At 71.7% G+C, this 14,476-nt stretch carries 16 protein-coding genes; 7 read left to right on the top strand and 9 right to left on the bottom strand.

Going from position 1 to position 14,476, the window contains the following annotated elements; translation table 11 throughout:
• The first annotated feature begins 156 nt into the window (after nt 1–156).
• From sigE to tatB, 4 genes are all read left to right on the top strand, one after another.
• Nucleotides 157–780, top strand: a complete 624-nt coding sequence (sigE, locus tag EIL87_RS16265) for an RNA polymerase sigma factor SigE (RefSeq protein ID WP_407690545.1) — start codon at nt 157–159, stop codon at nt 778–780.
• Nucleotides 777–1,532, top strand: a complete 756-nt coding sequence (locus EIL87_RS16260) for a zf-HC2 domain-containing protein (RefSeq protein WP_199740442.1) — start codon at nt 777–779, stop codon at nt 1,530–1,532. Before sigE ends, EIL87_RS16260 begins: the two co-directional genes overlap by 4 nt.
• Before the next feature lie 145 nt (nt 1,533–1,677).
• On the top strand, nt 1,678–3,336 hold the full coding sequence (locus tag EIL87_RS16255) for a trypsin-like peptidase domain-containing protein (RefSeq protein ID WP_233576296.1): 1,659 nt from the start codon (nt 1,678–1,680) through the stop codon (nt 3,334–3,336).
• A gap of 156 nt (nt 3,337–3,492) precedes the next feature.
• Entirely contained in the window at nt 3,493–3,909 is a 417-nt protein-coding gene (gene tatB, locus EIL87_RS16250) for a Sec-independent protein translocase protein TatB (protein ID WP_125091378.1), read from the top strand.
• 712 nt (nt 3,910–4,621) lie between these two features.
• Here tatB and EIL87_RS16245 read toward each other — a convergent pair.
• The 3 genes from EIL87_RS16245 to EIL87_RS16235 all read right to left on the bottom strand — a co-directional run bounded on the left by EIL87_RS16245 (nt 4,622) and on the right by EIL87_RS16235 (nt 7,837).
• Nucleotides 4,622–5,818 (bottom strand): MFS transporter, encoded by a 1,197-nt coding sequence (locus EIL87_RS16245; protein ID WP_233576295.1) that lies wholly within the window; start codon nt 5,816–5,818, stop codon nt 4,622–4,624.
• Between the two features lie 71 nt (nt 5,819–5,889).
• Entirely contained in the window at nt 5,890–7,404 is a 1,515-nt protein-coding gene (locus EIL87_RS16240) for a leucyl aminopeptidase family protein (protein ID WP_199740441.1), read from the bottom strand.
• 265 nt (nt 7,405–7,669) lie between these two features.
• Nucleotides 7,670–7,837, bottom strand: a complete 168-nt coding sequence (locus EIL87_RS16235; protein ID WP_009949794.1) for a DUF3117 domain-containing protein — start codon at nt 7,835–7,837, stop codon at nt 7,670–7,672.
• 375 nt (nt 7,838–8,212) lie between these two features.
• Here EIL87_RS16235 and EIL87_RS16230 point away from each other — a divergent pair, with 375 nt between their 5' ends.
• Nucleotides 8,213–8,995, top strand: coding sequence for an enoyl-CoA hydratase-related protein (locus EIL87_RS16230; RefSeq protein ID WP_125091376.1), 783 nt, complete (start codon nt 8,213–8,215; stop codon nt 8,993–8,995).
• A gap of 113 nt (nt 8,996–9,108) precedes the next feature.
• Here EIL87_RS16230 and EIL87_RS16225 read toward each other — a convergent pair whose 3' ends face one another.
• Genes EIL87_RS16225 through EIL87_RS16215 form a run of 3 tightly spaced genes read right to left on the bottom strand, consistent with a single transcriptional unit; the run spans nt 9,109 to nt 10,405 of the window.
• The gene (locus EIL87_RS16225) at nt 9,109–9,687 is read right to left on the bottom strand and encodes a DNA-3-methyladenine glycosylase I (RefSeq protein ID WP_125091375.1); all 579 of its coding nucleotides are present in this window, start codon (nt 9,685–9,687) and stop codon (nt 9,109–9,111) included.
• Nucleotides 9,680–10,027, bottom strand: coding sequence for a DivIVA domain-containing protein (locus tag EIL87_RS16220; RefSeq protein ID WP_125091374.1), 348 nt, complete (start codon nt 10,025–10,027; stop codon nt 9,680–9,682). Before EIL87_RS16220 ends, EIL87_RS16225 begins: the two co-directional genes overlap by 8 nt.
• Before the next feature lie 48 nt (nt 10,028–10,075).
• A complete protein-coding gene (locus tag EIL87_RS16215) occupies nt 10,076–10,405 on the bottom strand; it encodes a PadR family transcriptional regulator (RefSeq protein ID WP_125091373.1) in 330 nt (109 codons plus the stop codon).
• A gap of 230 nt (nt 10,406–10,635) precedes the next feature.
• Here EIL87_RS16215 and EIL87_RS16210 point away from each other — a divergent pair, with 230 nt between their 5' ends.
• The gene (locus EIL87_RS16210) at nt 10,636–10,989 is read left to right on the top strand and encodes a hypothetical protein (protein WP_233576294.1); all 354 of its coding nucleotides are present in this window, start codon (nt 10,636–10,638) and stop codon (nt 10,987–10,989) included.
• Here the strand turns inward: EIL87_RS16210 and folP are convergent, their stop codons facing one another.
• The 3 genes from folP to EIL87_RS16195 are packed head-to-tail and all read right to left on the bottom strand — an operon-like array spanning nt 10,990 to nt 13,183.
• A complete protein-coding gene (folP, locus tag EIL87_RS16205) occupies nt 10,990–11,865 on the bottom strand; it encodes a dihydropteroate synthase (protein WP_125091371.1) in 876 nt (291 codons plus the stop codon).
• Nucleotides 11,862–12,392, bottom strand: a complete 531-nt coding sequence (locus EIL87_RS16200; RefSeq protein ID WP_456114900.1) for an LOG family protein — start codon at nt 12,390–12,392, stop codon at nt 11,862–11,864. Before EIL87_RS16200 ends, folP begins: the two co-directional genes overlap by 4 nt.
• A 5-nt stretch (nt 12,393–12,397) precedes the next feature.
• Nucleotides 12,398–13,183, bottom strand: coding sequence for an LOG family protein (locus EIL87_RS16195; RefSeq protein WP_125091369.1), 786 nt, complete (start codon nt 13,181–13,183; stop codon nt 12,398–12,400).
• Nucleotides 13,184–13,419: 236 nt separating this feature from the next.
• Here EIL87_RS16195 and EIL87_RS16190 point away from each other — a divergent pair, with 236 nt between their 5' ends.
• Nucleotides 13,420–14,352 (top strand): slipin family protein, encoded by a 933-nt coding sequence (locus EIL87_RS16190; protein WP_125091368.1) that lies wholly within the window; start codon nt 13,420–13,422, stop codon nt 14,350–14,352.
• The last annotated feature ends 124 nt before the right edge of the window (nt 14,353–14,476 follow it).

The following is a 14,476-nucleotide window of genomic DNA, read 5'->3' as shown; positions in this document are numbered from 1 at the left end:
AGGTGGTTTTCATTCCCATATCACCGGGGAACACGACAGTGGACGACAGCACCGACAACCATCGGCGTCTCACCTGCGCACCAGGCGTTGGGAACACAGGCCCCGCTCCGCGCGTTCTGGTAGATGCAAGGCCCACAGGAGGTGGCTTTTCGCCCGATGGCAACACAGCCGATGAGCGTGGCCCCCGGCACCGACCGGTCCCACGAGAACAGCGTTTCGCCGACCACCGTCTCGCCTGGTGCGGAGGAAGCCGCCTGGACACCGCCCAGCTGGGACGAGGTGGTCCGGCAGCACGCCGACCGGGTTTACCGGCTCGCCTACCGCCTGTCCGGCAACCAGCACGACGCCGAGGACCTCACCCAGGAGACCTTCATCCGGGTCTTCCGCTCGCTGGCGTCGTACAAGCCGGGCACGTTCGAGGGGTGGCTGCACCGGATCACGACGAACCTGTTCCTGGACATGGCCCGCCGCAGGTCCCGCCTGCGCATGGAAGGACTGCCGGAGGACACCGACCGGCTGCCCAGTGGCGCTCCCACGCCGGAGCAGGTCTTCCACGACACCCACCTCGATCCCGACCTCCAGGCGGCGCTGGACCAGCTCCCGCCGGAGTTCCGCGCGGCCATCGTGCTCTGCGACGTCGAAGGCCTCTCGTACGAGGAGATCGGTACCACTTTGGGCGTGAAGCTCGGTACCGTGCGCAGCAGGATCCACCGTGGGCGGCAGATGCTGAAGTCGACGCTCGAAGCGCGCCGCGAACAAGCCGGGAGGAATGACGGATGACGGTGCTGCGGGGGTGGGGGCTGTCCGACCAGCACCTCGCGCTGGACGCTCTCGTCGCGTTCGTCGACGGCGAGCTCAGCCCGAGCGCCCACGACCGCGCGGTCGCACACCTGGCCAACTGCCCCGCGTGCGCGGCCGACGCCGCAGCGCAGCGGCAGGCCCGGGCCGCGATCCGCGCGGCTGACACCCCGTCGGTCTCGCCGGAGCTGCTGCAGGCGCTGCAGGCCATCCCCTCCAGCGCCGAGCTCCCCGCGCAGCCCGAGAACCTCGCTCTGACCTCGGACGGACAGCTCGTCACCGTGTCCCGCCCGAACCGGGTGAAGGGCTTCGGCAGCGGACCCGTTCTGGGGTCCTCCACGCCGCTCGGCGGCTCGCAGCAGCCGTTGGGCAGCGCCGCCAGTCCCTACGACGCGCCGCAGGACGACGCCGACCGCCGGGTCGGGCGGCGCACCAAGCAGGGCGCCGGGGTCGTCTTCTCCGGGCTGGTGCTCGGGGCGCTCGCCTTCATGAACCTCCCCGCCACCGATGAGGACGGTCAGCCCCTGCCGGGTGCGCCCATGCCGCTGCCCGGCGGGGCGTTCACCAACGCCGTCATCCCGGCCGCGGGCAACACCGCGCTGCCGTCGTCGACGGCACCCGCCCGCCAGCCCGCCTCTCCGCCGGTCCCCTCGGCTCCGCCGGAGGAATCCGTTCCCCCGGTCGCCTCGGCGAGCCCCTCGGCCGCCACCACGACCGCGCCGCCCACCGGCTGAACCGCTGGCCATTTCGCGCCCACTCCACACGGACTTCACCGCGCTGCGGGCAAAATGGGTCCAGCGGCATCATGCCGGTGAGGCGGGCCACGGGCCCGTGTGATCCACTCGAAGCGACGAGCCCGATCGGACAGCCCGGGGAGCGATGAGCGACCAGCCAGGAACGCCCGCGCAGGGTCCCGGCGCGCGCCGGGACGACCGTTCTGCGGCGGGTCAGCAGGATGCCGAGCCGGTGCACCCCTGGCAGGGCGGCACCATGACCGGCCGCGGTGTCCCCGCCGACCGGTACGCGGCGGCTCCTGCCCAGGCCGAGGAGGGCAACGGGCGCTCCCACGACCGGCTGCGCCCGCGCCCTCTGGAACGCCCCGAGGTCGACCCCGCCCAGCGCCACGCCTTCGCCCGCCCGGACGGCGTCTCCGGCAGCTTCGACCCGCAGCGACACGGACTTCCCCCGCGCGGCATCGAGCAGGCCCCTCCCGCGCCGGACGCGCTGGTGCAGGCGTTCGGCCGCCCACCGCACGGCAGCGACCCGCTGCAACGCGCACCGGGCGAGGAACCGATGACGCCGGAGACCGAGCCCGACCCGGCGCTGTGGAACTCCGGTGACCGCGACCCGTGGCGCAACCCGGCGGCGGGCGCCATCCTCGGCCCGCCCGCAGTCGCCGAGCCGCAGTCCGGCGACGACGGCGACCGGGAACCCGGGCCACTGCTCAGCGCCCGCGAAGTGCTCTTCGGCCGCCGCGTGCACCCGCGCGCGCTGGCCATCCTCGGCGTGCTCGCACTGCTGGTCGGCCTGGCCGGCGGTTTTCTCGGGCGGATCACCGCCGAGGAGGGGAACCCGCTGGTCAACCCGGACGTCACGCTCGCGGAGGTCGACCAGGGGGCGAGCGACCGGCCGCGCGGGTCGGTGTCGCAGGTCGCGCAGCGGGTGGTGCCGGCCGTGGTCTCCATCGAGGTCCGCATCGGCGGGCAGGGCGGCTCCGGATCGGGCGTGGTCATCGACGGCGACGGCTACGTGGTCACCAACAACCACGTCGTCTCGATGGCCGCGGACACCCCGAACGCGCAGGTCTCGACGGTCTTCCACGACGGCACCCGGGCTCCGGCGCGGGTCGTCGGCCGGGACGTCAAGACCGACCTCGCGGTGCTCAAGGTGGAGGTCGCGAACCCGACGGTCGCCCAGCTCGGCGACTCGGACAAGCTCAAGGTCGGCGACGACGTGATCGCCATCGGCTCGCCGCTGGGCCTGGCGGGCACCGTCACCACCGGCATCGTCAGCTCGGTGCACCGACCGGTGCGGCTGGCCGGCGAGGGCACCGACACCAACGCCGTCATCGACGCCATCCAGACCGACGCCGCGATCAACCCGGGCAACTCGGGCGGGGCGCTGGTCGACGGCTCCGGCGCGGTGGTCGGCATCAACAGCGCCATCCGCACGCTCGGCTCGGGCGGTGAGGGCGGCTCGATCGGTCTCGGGTTCGCGATCCCGATCGACGACGTCCGGCGGATCGCCCAAGAACTCATCCGCACCGGGACCGTCCGGCACGCCGACCTCGGCGTCAACGTGAAGTCCGTCAGCGACGGGCTGGCCGACGGTGCCCAGGTGCAGAACGTGCGGGACGCCAGCGCCGCCGCAGGTGGCGGCATGGCCGAGGGCGACGTGATCATCAAGGTCGGCGACCGCAAGGTCGGCAGCGCCGACGAACTCATCGTGGCAGTGGACCGGTACCAGGTCGGCGACCGCGTACCCGTGACCGTGGTCCGGCAGGGCCGTGAGCTGGTGCTCGACGTGACGCTCTCATGACCGGTCACGCCGACGTCAACAGCAGGGCACCGCGGGGACACGGCGTGAAGTTGCGCCGATTCCCCTCTTCGACCGGTATCACCCGGTCGGTACTCTGGGGCTGTTGGCAGCTCGGCGTCGGTCCCCGAGCCGCGAGGATCCCAGAGGAGTCGAGAGGTGTTCGATAGCGTCGGCTGGCCCGAGCTCCTGATTCTCGCCATGGTCGGGCTCTTCGTGCTCGGCCCCGAGCGGTTGCCCCAGGGAGCCGCGTGGCTGGGCAAGACGATCCGGCAGGTCAGGGAGTACGCGACCGGAGCCCGCGAGCAGATCCGCTCCGAGATCGGCCCGGAGTTCGACGAGCTGAAGAAGCCGCTCGACGAGCTCCGCAGCGTCCGCAACTTCAACCCGAAGACGGCCGTGACCAAGCACCTGTGGGACGGCGAGAACCCGTTCGACGAGTTCTCCAAGAACTCCTCCCCGCTGAGCGGACCTCCCACGTCCAGCAACGGCCACAGCCCGGCGGCAGCGCCCAAGCCACCCGAACGCCCCCTCGCCCCGGGCGAGCGCCCCCCGTACGACACAGACGCCACCTGAGCCTCAAGCCTCCTGGACCGGAGAGCAGGTGCGCGGGTCCCCGCGCCTCCACCACCCCCGCCCCCTCACGCGTACCTCGTGCCTCTCGGACGAGAGCGGCGGGTAGAGGCCCGGTGCCGCTGTGACGAGGCAACCCCGAGGCCCGCATTCCGGCGTGCGCCCCTCGTTCGTGCAGCGGCCAAGCGCCAGCCACTGGTGACGAGGCACTCCGAGAAGCCGATCCCCGGCGTCCTGCCCCCTCGAACCAGAACGCGGAGCTCCAGCCCGGCACCGCTGGTGACGAGGTGTTCCGACGGCCCCCACGGCAGCCCGAACAGGGCACACCCGAAGAGCCCGTCCGAAGAGTCCCGCCAGTCCCGGAGAACAGCTCCGGCCAGTCTTGAGAAGACACTCCGGCACCCCGGTGAGAGCCCAGGCGCCCCTGGGCACGACCCAGCTCCCCGACTCACCGCAGCGTGTCGCGTACCAGCACGCCGGGGATACACATCCCTCGTGCAGTTCGACCTCGAACTCCAGGGGTCGAAGTTCACGCGAACTTCGGACTTTCCCTTCGCGGCTCGCCCTTCGGTGCTCGAAGTTCTCGCGAAGTTCGAACTCGTCCTTCGGGGGTCGGCCTTCGGGGGTCGAGCTTCGCGGGAAGGTCGACGCTGTCCGGGGTGACTCGAGGTGGGAGTTCCGCGGGGTCCTTGTGCCTGGTGGCGGCTGGAGCGGGTCAGCTGAGGGGTGGGAGGTGCGGGGTCGGCTGGTGCTGGGGTGCGAGGAGGACTGCGGTGGCGGCGAGGGCGAGCCAGGTCGTGAGCAGGACTGTCATACCGGGCCAGCCCCAGGTGCCGTAGGCGATGCCGCCGAGGACTCCGCCGACGCTGCTGCCGCCGTAGTAGGCGAGCTGGTACAGCGCCGAGGCCTGGCCTCGGGCCTGCTTCGAGGCCCGGGTGCCGACCCATCCGTTGGCGACCGAGTGGGCTCCGAAGAAGCCGCCGGTGAACACGACCAGACCGAGCAGGATCATCGGCACCGAGTCCGGCAGCATCACCAGGAGTCCGGCGACGGTCACAGCGAGGCTGGTCAGCAGCACTCGCACCCGTCCCCACCGGTCCGCCGCGCGCCCGGCGAGGGCGGAGGTGGCGGTGCCCGCGGCGTAGGCGAGGAAAGCGAGCGCGGCCAACGCCGGCGGCACCAGCAGCGGCGGTGCGGTGATGCGGAAGCCCAGCACGTTGTAGACCGTCACGAAGCTGCCCATGCCCAACGCCGCGACCAAGTACGGCGGGTACAGGCCGGGGTCGCGCAGGGCCGCCCCCAGGCCGCCGAGCAGCGGTGCCCAGCGCAGCGGCTGCCGGTGGTGGTGCTGCTCCGGCGGCAGCAGCGCGACGAACGCGACCGTGCACACCGCTGCCAGCAGGGCAACCGCGAGAACACCGCCGCTCCAGCCCCAGAAGTCGCCGACGACGCCGCCGAGCAGGCGGCCGGTCATGCCACCGATGGTGGTGCCCGCGACGTAGAGGCCGACGGTGGTGCCCAGCCGCACCCCACCGGTCTCGTCGGCGAGGTAGGCGGTGGCGACCGCGGCGAGCCCGGCCACGGCCGCACCCTGCACCAGCCGCAACGCCACCATCAGCGCGAACGAGTGCACCCACGGCAGCGCCAAGCCGAGCACTTCGGCCACGACCAGCGTGGTGATCATGGTGCGTCGCCGGCCGACGGCCTCCGACAGCGTGCCCAGGGGGATCGCCGAGACCGCCAGCCCGAGCGTGGCCGCGGACACCAGCAGCGCCGCGGCTCCCGGACTCAGGCCGTACTCGCCCGCCAGTTGCGGCAGCACCGGTTGTGGCGCGTAGAGCAGTGCGAACAGCGCGAGCGCGCCGAGCAGCAGCGCGAACCGGATCCTCCGCAGTCGTCGGGCCGACACCATGCTTCAGACGGTAGGCACCCGCCGATCACCCGCGCCCGCGAGCGTGCCGGTCATCACCGGTGGCGCGCGACTCAGCCCAGCGAAGCGGCCAGTTCGGCGAGGGTGCGCGCGGCGAAACCGGTGCCGCCGACGGTGACCTCGGAGTAGTCCCTGTCCGCCCGCGCCGGTCCCGCGATGTCCAGGTGCGCCCAGCGGACGCCCTCGGCGAACTCGCGGAGGAACAGCGCGGCGGTGACGCCGCCCGGACCGGCCGGGGTTTGCTTGAGGTCGGAGAGCGAGCCCTCGACCGCGTCGGCGTGGTCCTCCAGCAGCGGCATCCGCCACCAGGTTTCGCCCACGCGCCCGCCCGCGTCGGTGATCTGCTCGGCGAGCTCGTCATCGGTGGCGAACAGACCGCCGGTGCGCAGGCCGAGCGCGACCTTCATGGCGCCGGTCAGCGTCGCGACGTCGACCAGGAGGTCGGGCTGCAGCTGCTCGACGGCGTAGGCCATCGCGTCGGCCAGCACCATGCGGCCCTCGGCGTCGGTGTTGCCGACCTCGGTGGTCTTGCCGCCGTAGTGCCGCACCACGTCACCGGGCCGGTAGGCGGTGCCGGAAACGTGGTTCTCGGCGGAGGGCACCAGTCCCGTCACCTTCACCGGCAGACCGAGCCGCGCGATCGTCAGCAGCGCGCCGATGACCGCCGCGCCACCGGACATGTCGGTGCGCATCAGGTGCATGCCGTCGGCGGGCTTGAGCGAGATGCCGCCGGTGTCGAAGGTGATGCCCTTGCCGACCAGGACCAGGTGCGGTCCGGTCGCGTCCTGCGGCCGGTAGTCGAGCTGCAGCAGCCGCGGCGGGCGCGACGAACCGCCGCCGACGGCGAGGATGCCGCCGAAACCGTTGTCGGTCAGCCACTTCTCGTCGCGCACGGTCGCGGTGAGGTTCGCGATCGGGCCGGCGAGTTCGACGGCCACCCCGGTGAACCAGGCCGGGTCCTTGACGTTGGAGGGTGCGTTGGCCAGGTCGCGGGCCAGCGCGGTCGCCGCCGCCAGCTCGCGGGCGCGACGCACGGCTTCGCGCAGCGGCTCGACGTCGGCGCCTTCCGGCGCGACCAGCAGGACCTTGCGCAGCCGCGGCGGCGCGGGCTCGCCGGTCACCTTGAACCGGTAACCGCCGAGCGCGAGCCCGAGGGTCAGCTCGCCGATCAGCTCCTCGCCGGCGTCGTCGGGAAGCCGAACCTGCAGGTAGTCGGCGTCGGAGGCGTCCCCGAGGTCGCCCGGTTCGGACTCGGTGTCGGTGATCCCGGTGAGCCGCTCGCGCACCGCGCGAGCCAGAGCCGCGCCGGCGGCCCGCCACTTCTCCGGTTCGCCAGAGCCGACGCCGACGACCCAACCAGTGCCGCCGGAGCGCAGCGGGAACGCCTTCGCGTCCCCGGCCGACGCCGAGGCGCCGATCGCGCTGAGCACGTCCGGGTCCACAGAGAACGGTTCGGCCGCGGAGGCCAGGTCCGGGCCGGTCTCACCGTCGAAGACCGCCGTCGCGCCCGGCACTCCGTCCCGCCACCGCTGCACCACGTCCACTTCGACCAGAGCGGTCGGGATCACGGGAAGCTCGGGCTCCACCCCTCGGGTGGGCTGGGCGGAACGGAACACGGAGGCACCGGACACGAGAAGACCTTCCTGCACGGACTGGCCGTGCTGACTCGAACTGGGCCGACGAGAGGCCCCGGCACCGCGCTCGGCACCGGGGCCCGACAACGGCGAAGCGTGCTCACCGCTCGTCGACGTGATCTTGAGTTGTCGCTTCGGCCGGGAAGCGCCGTGACCAGGGATGATCGGCCGGCAACGCGTCCCGGGCCGCCTGGCGGCCTCAGCCGGTGGCCGACTCCAGGGCGTCGCCCAGGTTCTTGGCCTCCTCGACCGACATCTCGACGACGAGCCGCCCACCACCCTCAAGCGGAACGCGCATCACGATGCCGCGTCCCTCCTTAGTCACCTCGAGGGGACCGTCACCGGTCCGGGGCTTCATGGCCGCCATAGCGTGCTCCCTCCGTGAAATCTTCCCCCGCTGGTCGCCACAACCAGTTCGGGTCCGTCACCATTCTCCCCCATCCCGAGGCGTGGACGAAACCGAACCGATCAACTCGTGTCGCCCGTGCGCTGGTCGAATATCCCCGCGGGCTGGCAGACTCACCGTTCGTGTGGGGTGTTTCGGCGCCGGTCGGCACATCGCAGGAGATCCGGCGATCACCGTGAGGAGTCGTTTCACTCCGGCGTGTCACCGCAGGTCGCGGCGGAGTCCGCGGCGACCTGCGGTGACACCGTCCACCCGGGACGGCACGCCGGCCGCGCGGTCCACAGTGGAAGTGCTCGCGCGACCCGCCACAACGGACGTCAAGGCAAGGAGCTTGGAGTGACCGACGTACTGCTGACCGAGGACACCGGGGGTGTGCGGCTGCTCACGTTGAACCGCCCCGAGTCGTTCAACTCGCTCAACATCGAGCTCAAGCAGGCGCTGCTGGCGGCCCTGCGCGAAGCTGCGGCGGACGACTCGGTGCGCGCCCTGGTGATCACCGGAGCCGGGAAGGCGTTCTGCGCGGGACAGGACCTCAAGGAGCACATCGAGCTCCTCTCCAGCGGCGACCCGAGCCCGCTGAAGACCGTCGAGGAGCACTACAACCCGATCACGAAGGCGCTGGCCACCATGCCGAAGCCGGTGATCGCCGCCGTCAACGGCACCGCCGCGGGCGCGGGTGCCTCGCTGGCCTACGCCAGCGACCTGCGGATCGCGTCGACCGGCTCGAAGTTCCTGATGGCCTTCGCCAACGTCGGGCTGTCGGCCGATTCCGGCGCGTCCTGGACGTTGCCGCGGCTGATCGGTTACGGCCGCGCGGTGGAGATGCTGCTGCTGGCGGAGCCGGTGCAGGCCGACGAGGCGTTGCGCATCGGCATGGTCAACCGGGTCGTCGACGACGCGCTGGGCGTCGCTCTGGAGCTGGCGACGAAGATGGCCGCGGGGCCGACCTTCGCCTACGCGCGGATCAAGGAGGCCGTCCAGGCGGCTTCGGCGGAAGCCCTCGACGAGGCCCTCGCCGTCGAAGCGGGCGCGCAGAACGAAGCCGGCCTCACCGAGGACCACAAGGAAGCGGTCGCCGCCTTCGTCGAGAAGCGCGACCCCCGCTTCACCGGTCGCTGATCCCGCAGAGCTGCGGGCGGGCGCGGAACCTCGGCGGCACTCGGACCCGGGTGCCGCTGCGGCCGTGCTCGCTGACCGGACGCTGCGGGTCCGCGCTTCCGCCGCTCGACGGGTCAGGCCCGCCAGCAGCCCTCGAGGTGGTCGTCGACCATGCCCGTGGCCTGCATGAGGGCGTAGCAGGTGGTGGGTCCGACGAAGACGAAGCCGCGGCGTTTCAGCTCCTTGGCCATGGCCTGGGACTCGGGCGTCGTGGCGGGGACGTCACCGAGCTCGACCGGGCGCCGGGACGCGGCGCGCGGCGGAGGCGCGAAGGACCAGAGCAGTTCGTCGAGCGGCCGGTCGAGCTCCAGCACCGCGCGGGCGTTGGTGATCGCGGCGTCGACCTTGGCGCGGTTGCGCACGATCGACGCGTCCGCCAGGAGCCGCTGCCGGTCGTCCTCGTCGAAGCGCGCGACGGTCTCGGGGTCGAACCCGGCGAAGGCCTTCCGGAAGGCGGGCCGCTTGCGCAGGATCGTCAGCCACGACAGGCCGGACTGGAACGACTCGAGGGTGATCCGCTCGTAGAGCTCCGGGATGCCGCGCAGCGGGACGCCCCACTCCTGGTCGTGGTACTCGGCGTAGTCGGGCTGGCCGGCGCCCCACGGGCACCGGGCGCGGCCGTCCTCGCCGACGACCACCGCGCCGTCACCCATCCTCGGCACCACCCTGGGCGCGAGCCTTCTCCAGCTCCTGACCGGCGACGTCGAGCTGGCGCTCCAGGACCGCGATCCGGCCGTGCAGCTCGTCGAGCTCGCCGGCCAAGCGGTCCAGCACCCAGTCCACCTCGGTGGCCTTGTAGCCCCGCAGGACCTGCTGGAACCGGACCGCGCGCACGTCGGAGCCCTCGACGTCCGAGGCGGGCAGCCGAGTGGGCGTGGAGCCCGGCGGCAGCGGCGCGAGCTGCTCGCCCCGCCCGAAGACCAGCGAAGCCAGCAGGTACACGACGGCCGCGACCACCAGCACCACGAACAGGTAGATCAGCGCACTAGCCACGGCTCAATCGTGGCACGCCGCACCGACCGGACGACCGCGGACGGCCGATCAGGCCTTGGCGGGGGCGGTGAGCACACCTTCGATGGCGTGGGTGAACTCCCGCCAGGCGCGCCGTTCCGCCTGGAGGGTCTGGGTGCCGGCCTGGGTGAGCTGGTACGTGCGCCGCTGGCGGCCGCCAACGGTGCTCCAGGAGCTCTGCACGAACCCGGCTCGCTCGAGCCTGCGCAGCGCCGGGTAGACCGTGCCCGTGGGCAGGTCCAGGGCGCCACCACTGCGTTCTTGCAAAGCCTCGATGATCGCGTACCCGTGCAACGCCCTGCCGTCGAGCGTGGCGAGGAGCAGGGCGTCCAGGTGGCCGCGGAGCGCATCAGCCTTCACAGGTAGTGACTCTACGGATATTTCCGGGCAGTGTCACCGGCTGCGCACAAGAGGACCAAGGTCCTTTCTGGATCCTGACTCCCATGATGTGAATCACAGCGGCGTGAGTCGGCCGTTCGGGTGGCACGAACCCGAACGGACGCTCCCGATCGGCTGATCCGAGCACACTCGGAGATCGGGAAGCGGAGGCCCCCTCCCCTCCGGCCGGACCAGACCAGGAGCCGATACCCGTGCGTGACAGCCAGACCGACACGACCAGCGGCACCGACCCGCTCACCAGGGACGCGCCGCAACCACGAGCCACCTCCGGGCAGGAGGAGCGGCTGGCCGCCCTCGACCAGATCCGCGTCTACCTGAACTCGCTGGTCGAGGTCCTCGACCAGCACCCCGAGCCGAGCCTGGACCTGGAGGAGTCGAAGTGGCGGCTCGCCGAGCTCGTCGACGAGCTGGCCGTCGAGCAGCCCAGCCCGCCGCGGGTGCAGTCCCGCTGGATCCGGTTCGCCCCGGTGTTGCGCCAGGTCCGCCCGGACGTCCCGATCCCGGCGCTCACGCACCTGGTCCGCACCGCGGTCGGCGCGGCCTGATCAGGCCAGGCCGCGCAGCACCTGGTCCGGCTCCCGGGTCCCGGCGATGCTCGCGACCATGTCGAGCACCCGGCGCGTCTCGCGCACCTGGTGCGCACGGAACACCCGGGCGCCCTGCCACGCCGCCACGGCGGTCGCGGCCAACGTGCCTTCCAACCGCTCGGTGACCTCGGTGCCGAGCGTCTCGCCGACGAAGTCCTTGTTCGACAGCGCCATCAGCACCGGCCAGCCGGTGGCGGCCAGCTCACCGGCGTGGCGCAGCAGCGCCAGCCCGTGCCAGGTGTTCTTGCCGAAGTCGTGCGTCGGGTCGATGAGCACCCCCTCGGCCGGCACGCCCAGCGCCACCACCCGCTCGGCCCGCGCGACCAGCTCCTCGGTCACCTCGGAGACGACGTCGGCGTAGCGGGAGCGGTAGGCGTCGGTGCGCGGCTCCAGCCCGCCGGTGTGCGAGCAGACCACCCCGACTCGGTGCTCGGCGGCGACCTCGGCCAGCCGCGGGTCAGCACCGGCCCAGGTGTCGTTGACCAGGTCGGCACCGGCCGCGCAGACCCGGTCGGCGACCTCGTGCCGCCAGGTGTCGACGCTGATCACCAGGCCCGGGTGCCGTTCGCGCACGGCCGCCACGAACGGCACCACGCGCGCGGCTTCACTCTCGGCGTCGACACGTTCGCCCTGCGCACCGGCTCGCACTCCACCGATGTCGACGATGTCGGCCCCGTCCGCCACGGCCCGGTCGACCGCGGCGAACGCCGCCTCGGCGGTGAAGGTGCGGCCGCGGTCGTAGAAGGAGTCGCGGGTGCGGTTGACGATGGCCATCACCAGCGGCCGGTCCGCGGGCATCTCCTTGTCCCGGAACCGCAGTGGTCGTGCGCTCATGGGACCAGTGCGTCCAACGCCTCGTCGATGTCCGAGGTCACCGTGAGCACGTCCACCGAGTGCTGCGACGCGAACCCGCTCTCCACCAGGCCGCGGAGCCAGTCCAGCAGTCCCTTGAAGTGTTCGTCCGGGTCGAGCAGCACCACCGGCTTGTCGTGCATCCCCAGGTAGCGGGCGGTCCAGATCTCGAAGAGCTCCTCGCACGTGCCGATGCCGCCGGGCAGCGTCAGGAACGCGTTGGCGTGGGCGTCCATCAGGCCCTTGCGCTCGCGCATGGTGTCGACGACCAGCAGCTCGTCGGAGTCGGTGTCACCGACCTCCCGGTCCACCAGCGCGCGCGGGATGACGCCGATGGTGCGACCACCGTCGGCCCGGACCGCGCGGCCGATCTCGCCCATCATCGAGACCTTGCCGCCACCGGAGACCAGCGTCCACCCGCGCTTGCCGATCTTGCTGCCGACCGCTGCGGCCAGCTCCAGGTAGTGCTGCGGCACCGGCCCGGACGCGCAGTAGACGCACACCGACACGTTGCTCAATGGGTCGCCTCCCACGCTTCGTACGCCTCCGCCACGACCGACACCGCGTCGTCGATGTCGTCGGTGACGTGCAGCAGCGCCATGTCCTTCTCGCCGATCTTGCCGCCGGCGAGCATGTTGTCCCGGATCCAGTCGTAGAGGCCTTGCCAGTAGTCCTTGCCGAACAGCACGACCGGGAACTTGGTGACCTTCTTCGTCTGCACCAGGGTCAGGGACTCGAACAGCTCGTCCATGGTCCCGAACCCGCCGGGCAGGCAGATGAACGCCTGCGCGTACTTCATGAACATCGTCTTGCGGACGAAGAAGTACCGGAAGTTGACGCCGAGGTCCACCCACGGGTTCAGACCCTGCTCGAAGGGCAGCTCGATGCCCAGTCCGATCGACAGCCCGCCGGCCTCCGAGGCGCCGCGGTTGACCGCCTCCATCGTGCCGGGCCCACCACCGGTGATGGCCGCGCAGCCGATGCCCGCGAGGGCACGCCCGAGGGCCACGCCGGTGGCGTACTCGGGGTGCTCCCGCGGGGTGCGCGCGGAGCCGAACACGGTGACCGCCCGCGGCACCTCGGCCAGCGCGCCGAAGCCCTCGACGAACTCGGCCTGGATGCGCAGCACCCGCCACGGGTCGGTGTGCACCCAGTCCGAAGGTCCTCTGGAGTCCAGCAACCGCTGGTCGGTGGTGGTCGGCTCGCTCAGCCGCGAACGACGCAGCACCACGGGGCCGCGTTGCTTCTCGTGCGGTCGCTCCGCACCGTTGGGTTCACCCCACTGACCGTCGACTGTCATAGCGACGAGCGTACGCAGTTGCAGATCGCCGTCCGAGCCGCCCCGCCGCTGCGCACGCGGGACGAAAGGCCTGTTCACCTGGGATTCACAGGACGGCCTCGCGGCGTACGATACGAAGAAAAGATCTAGCGGCGCCGGCGACGCGAGCCGGGCGCGACACGCAGGTCTGCTCCACGATCTACGGAGGCGCTCCAGCGCCGTCGGGCCGTGTTCCTCCGCGAGCCCGGGAGCCGGTCATGCTCATCGAACTGCTCATCGCAATCCTCGTGCTCGGTGTCGTCTACGCCGCCTCCAGCGTCAAGATCATCAAGCAGTACGAGCGGGGCGTGGTGTTCCGCTTCGGCAAGTTGCAGGAACTCACCCGCGGCCCGGGCATCACCACGATCATCCCGGTCGTGGACAAGTTGCAGAAGGTCAACCTGCAGATCGTCACGATGCCGGTGCCCGCGCAAGAGGGCATCACCCGCGACAACGTCACGGTCCGGGTGGACGCGGTCGTCTACTTCCGGGTCCAGGACGCGGCACGTGCCGTGGTCAACGTCGAGGACTACCTGTTCGCCGTGGGCCAGGTCGCGCAGACCTCGCTGCGGTCGATCATCGGCAAGAGCGACCTCGACGACCTGCTGTCCAACCGCGAACGGCTCAACCAGGGCCTCGAGCTGATGCTCGACAGCCCGGCGCTGGGCTGGGGCGTGCACATCGACCGGGTGGAGATCAAGGACGTCTCGCTGCCGGAGTCGATGAAGCGCTCCATCGCCCGCCAGGCCGAGGCCGAGCGCGAACGCCGGTCGCGGGTCATCTCCGCCGACGGCGAGTTCCAGGCGTCCCGCAAGCTCTCCGACGCGGCCCGCGTCATGTCCGACACCCCGGCCGCGCTGCAGCTGCGGCTGCTGGAGACCGTCGTGGAGGTCGCGGCCGAGAAGAACTCGACCCTGGTCCTGCCGTTCCCGGTGGAGCTGCTGCAGTTCGTGGACAAGATCCAGGAGAAGACGGGCTCGGAGCAGCCCAGCGAGGAGCCCGAAGAACCCGAGGCGCCGGAACTCACCGAAGCCGAGCGCCACGCCGCCGAACTGCCGGAGGAGTCCACCCCGACCCCGGCACTCCCCAACCAACGCGCCCCGCACACCACGCAGGAGGCCACCGACACGGGAATCCTCGGCACGGCCTGACCTCCCCGGGCGGGCGGCCTCGGTGCTCGGGGTAGCGGATTGCCGGGGGGCGGGTTCGAAGACGGATCAGGCTGCCCGAGTACCGGGGTACTCCCGGATACCGCGGTGTCCAGGTCGGTCCGAC

Source organism: Saccharopolyspora rhizosphaerae (assembly GCF_003931915.1).
GTDB classification, from domain to species: Bacteria; Actinomycetota; Actinomycetes; order Mycobacteriales; family Pseudonocardiaceae; genus Saccharopolyspora; species Saccharopolyspora rhizosphaerae.
This window is presented reverse-complemented; position numbering and strand designations above follow the sequence as displayed.

Bases quoted from the DNA above. Each gene is read 5' to 3' on its own strand.
- sigE (WP_407690545.1), top strand. From the start codon at position 157: ATGGCAACACAGCCGATGAGCGTGGCCCCCGGCACCGACCGGTCCCAC.
- EIL87_RS16260 (WP_199740442.1), top strand. From the start codon at position 777: ATGACGGTGCTGCGGGGGTGGGGGCTGTCCGACCAGCACCTCGCGCTG.
- EIL87_RS16255 (WP_233576296.1), top strand. From the start codon at position 1,678: ATGAGCGACCAGCCAGGAACGCCCGCGCAGGGTCCCGGCGCGCGCCGG.
- EIL87_RS16245 (WP_233576295.1), bottom strand. From the start codon at position 5,818: ATGGTGTCGGCCCGACGACTGCGGAGGATCCGGTTCGCGCTGCTGCTC.
- EIL87_RS16235 (WP_009949794.1), bottom strand. From the start codon at position 7,837: ATGGCGGCCATGAAGCCCCGGACCGGTGACGGTCCCCTCGAGGTGACT.
- EIL87_RS16225 (WP_125091375.1), bottom strand. From the start codon at position 9,687: ATGGGTGACGGCGCGGTGGTCGTCGGCGAGGACGGCCGCGCCCGGTGC.
- folP (WP_125091371.1), bottom strand. From the start codon at position 11,865: ATGAGCGCACGACCACTGCGGTTCCGGGACAAGGAGATGCCCGCGGAC.
- EIL87_RS16195 (WP_125091369.1), bottom strand. From the start codon at position 13,183: ATGACAGTCGACGGTCAGTGGGGTGAACCCAACGGTGCGGAGCGACCG.
- EIL87_RS16190 (WP_125091368.1), top strand. From the start codon at position 13,420: ATGCTCATCGAACTGCTCATCGCAATCCTCGTGCTCGGTGTCGTCTAC.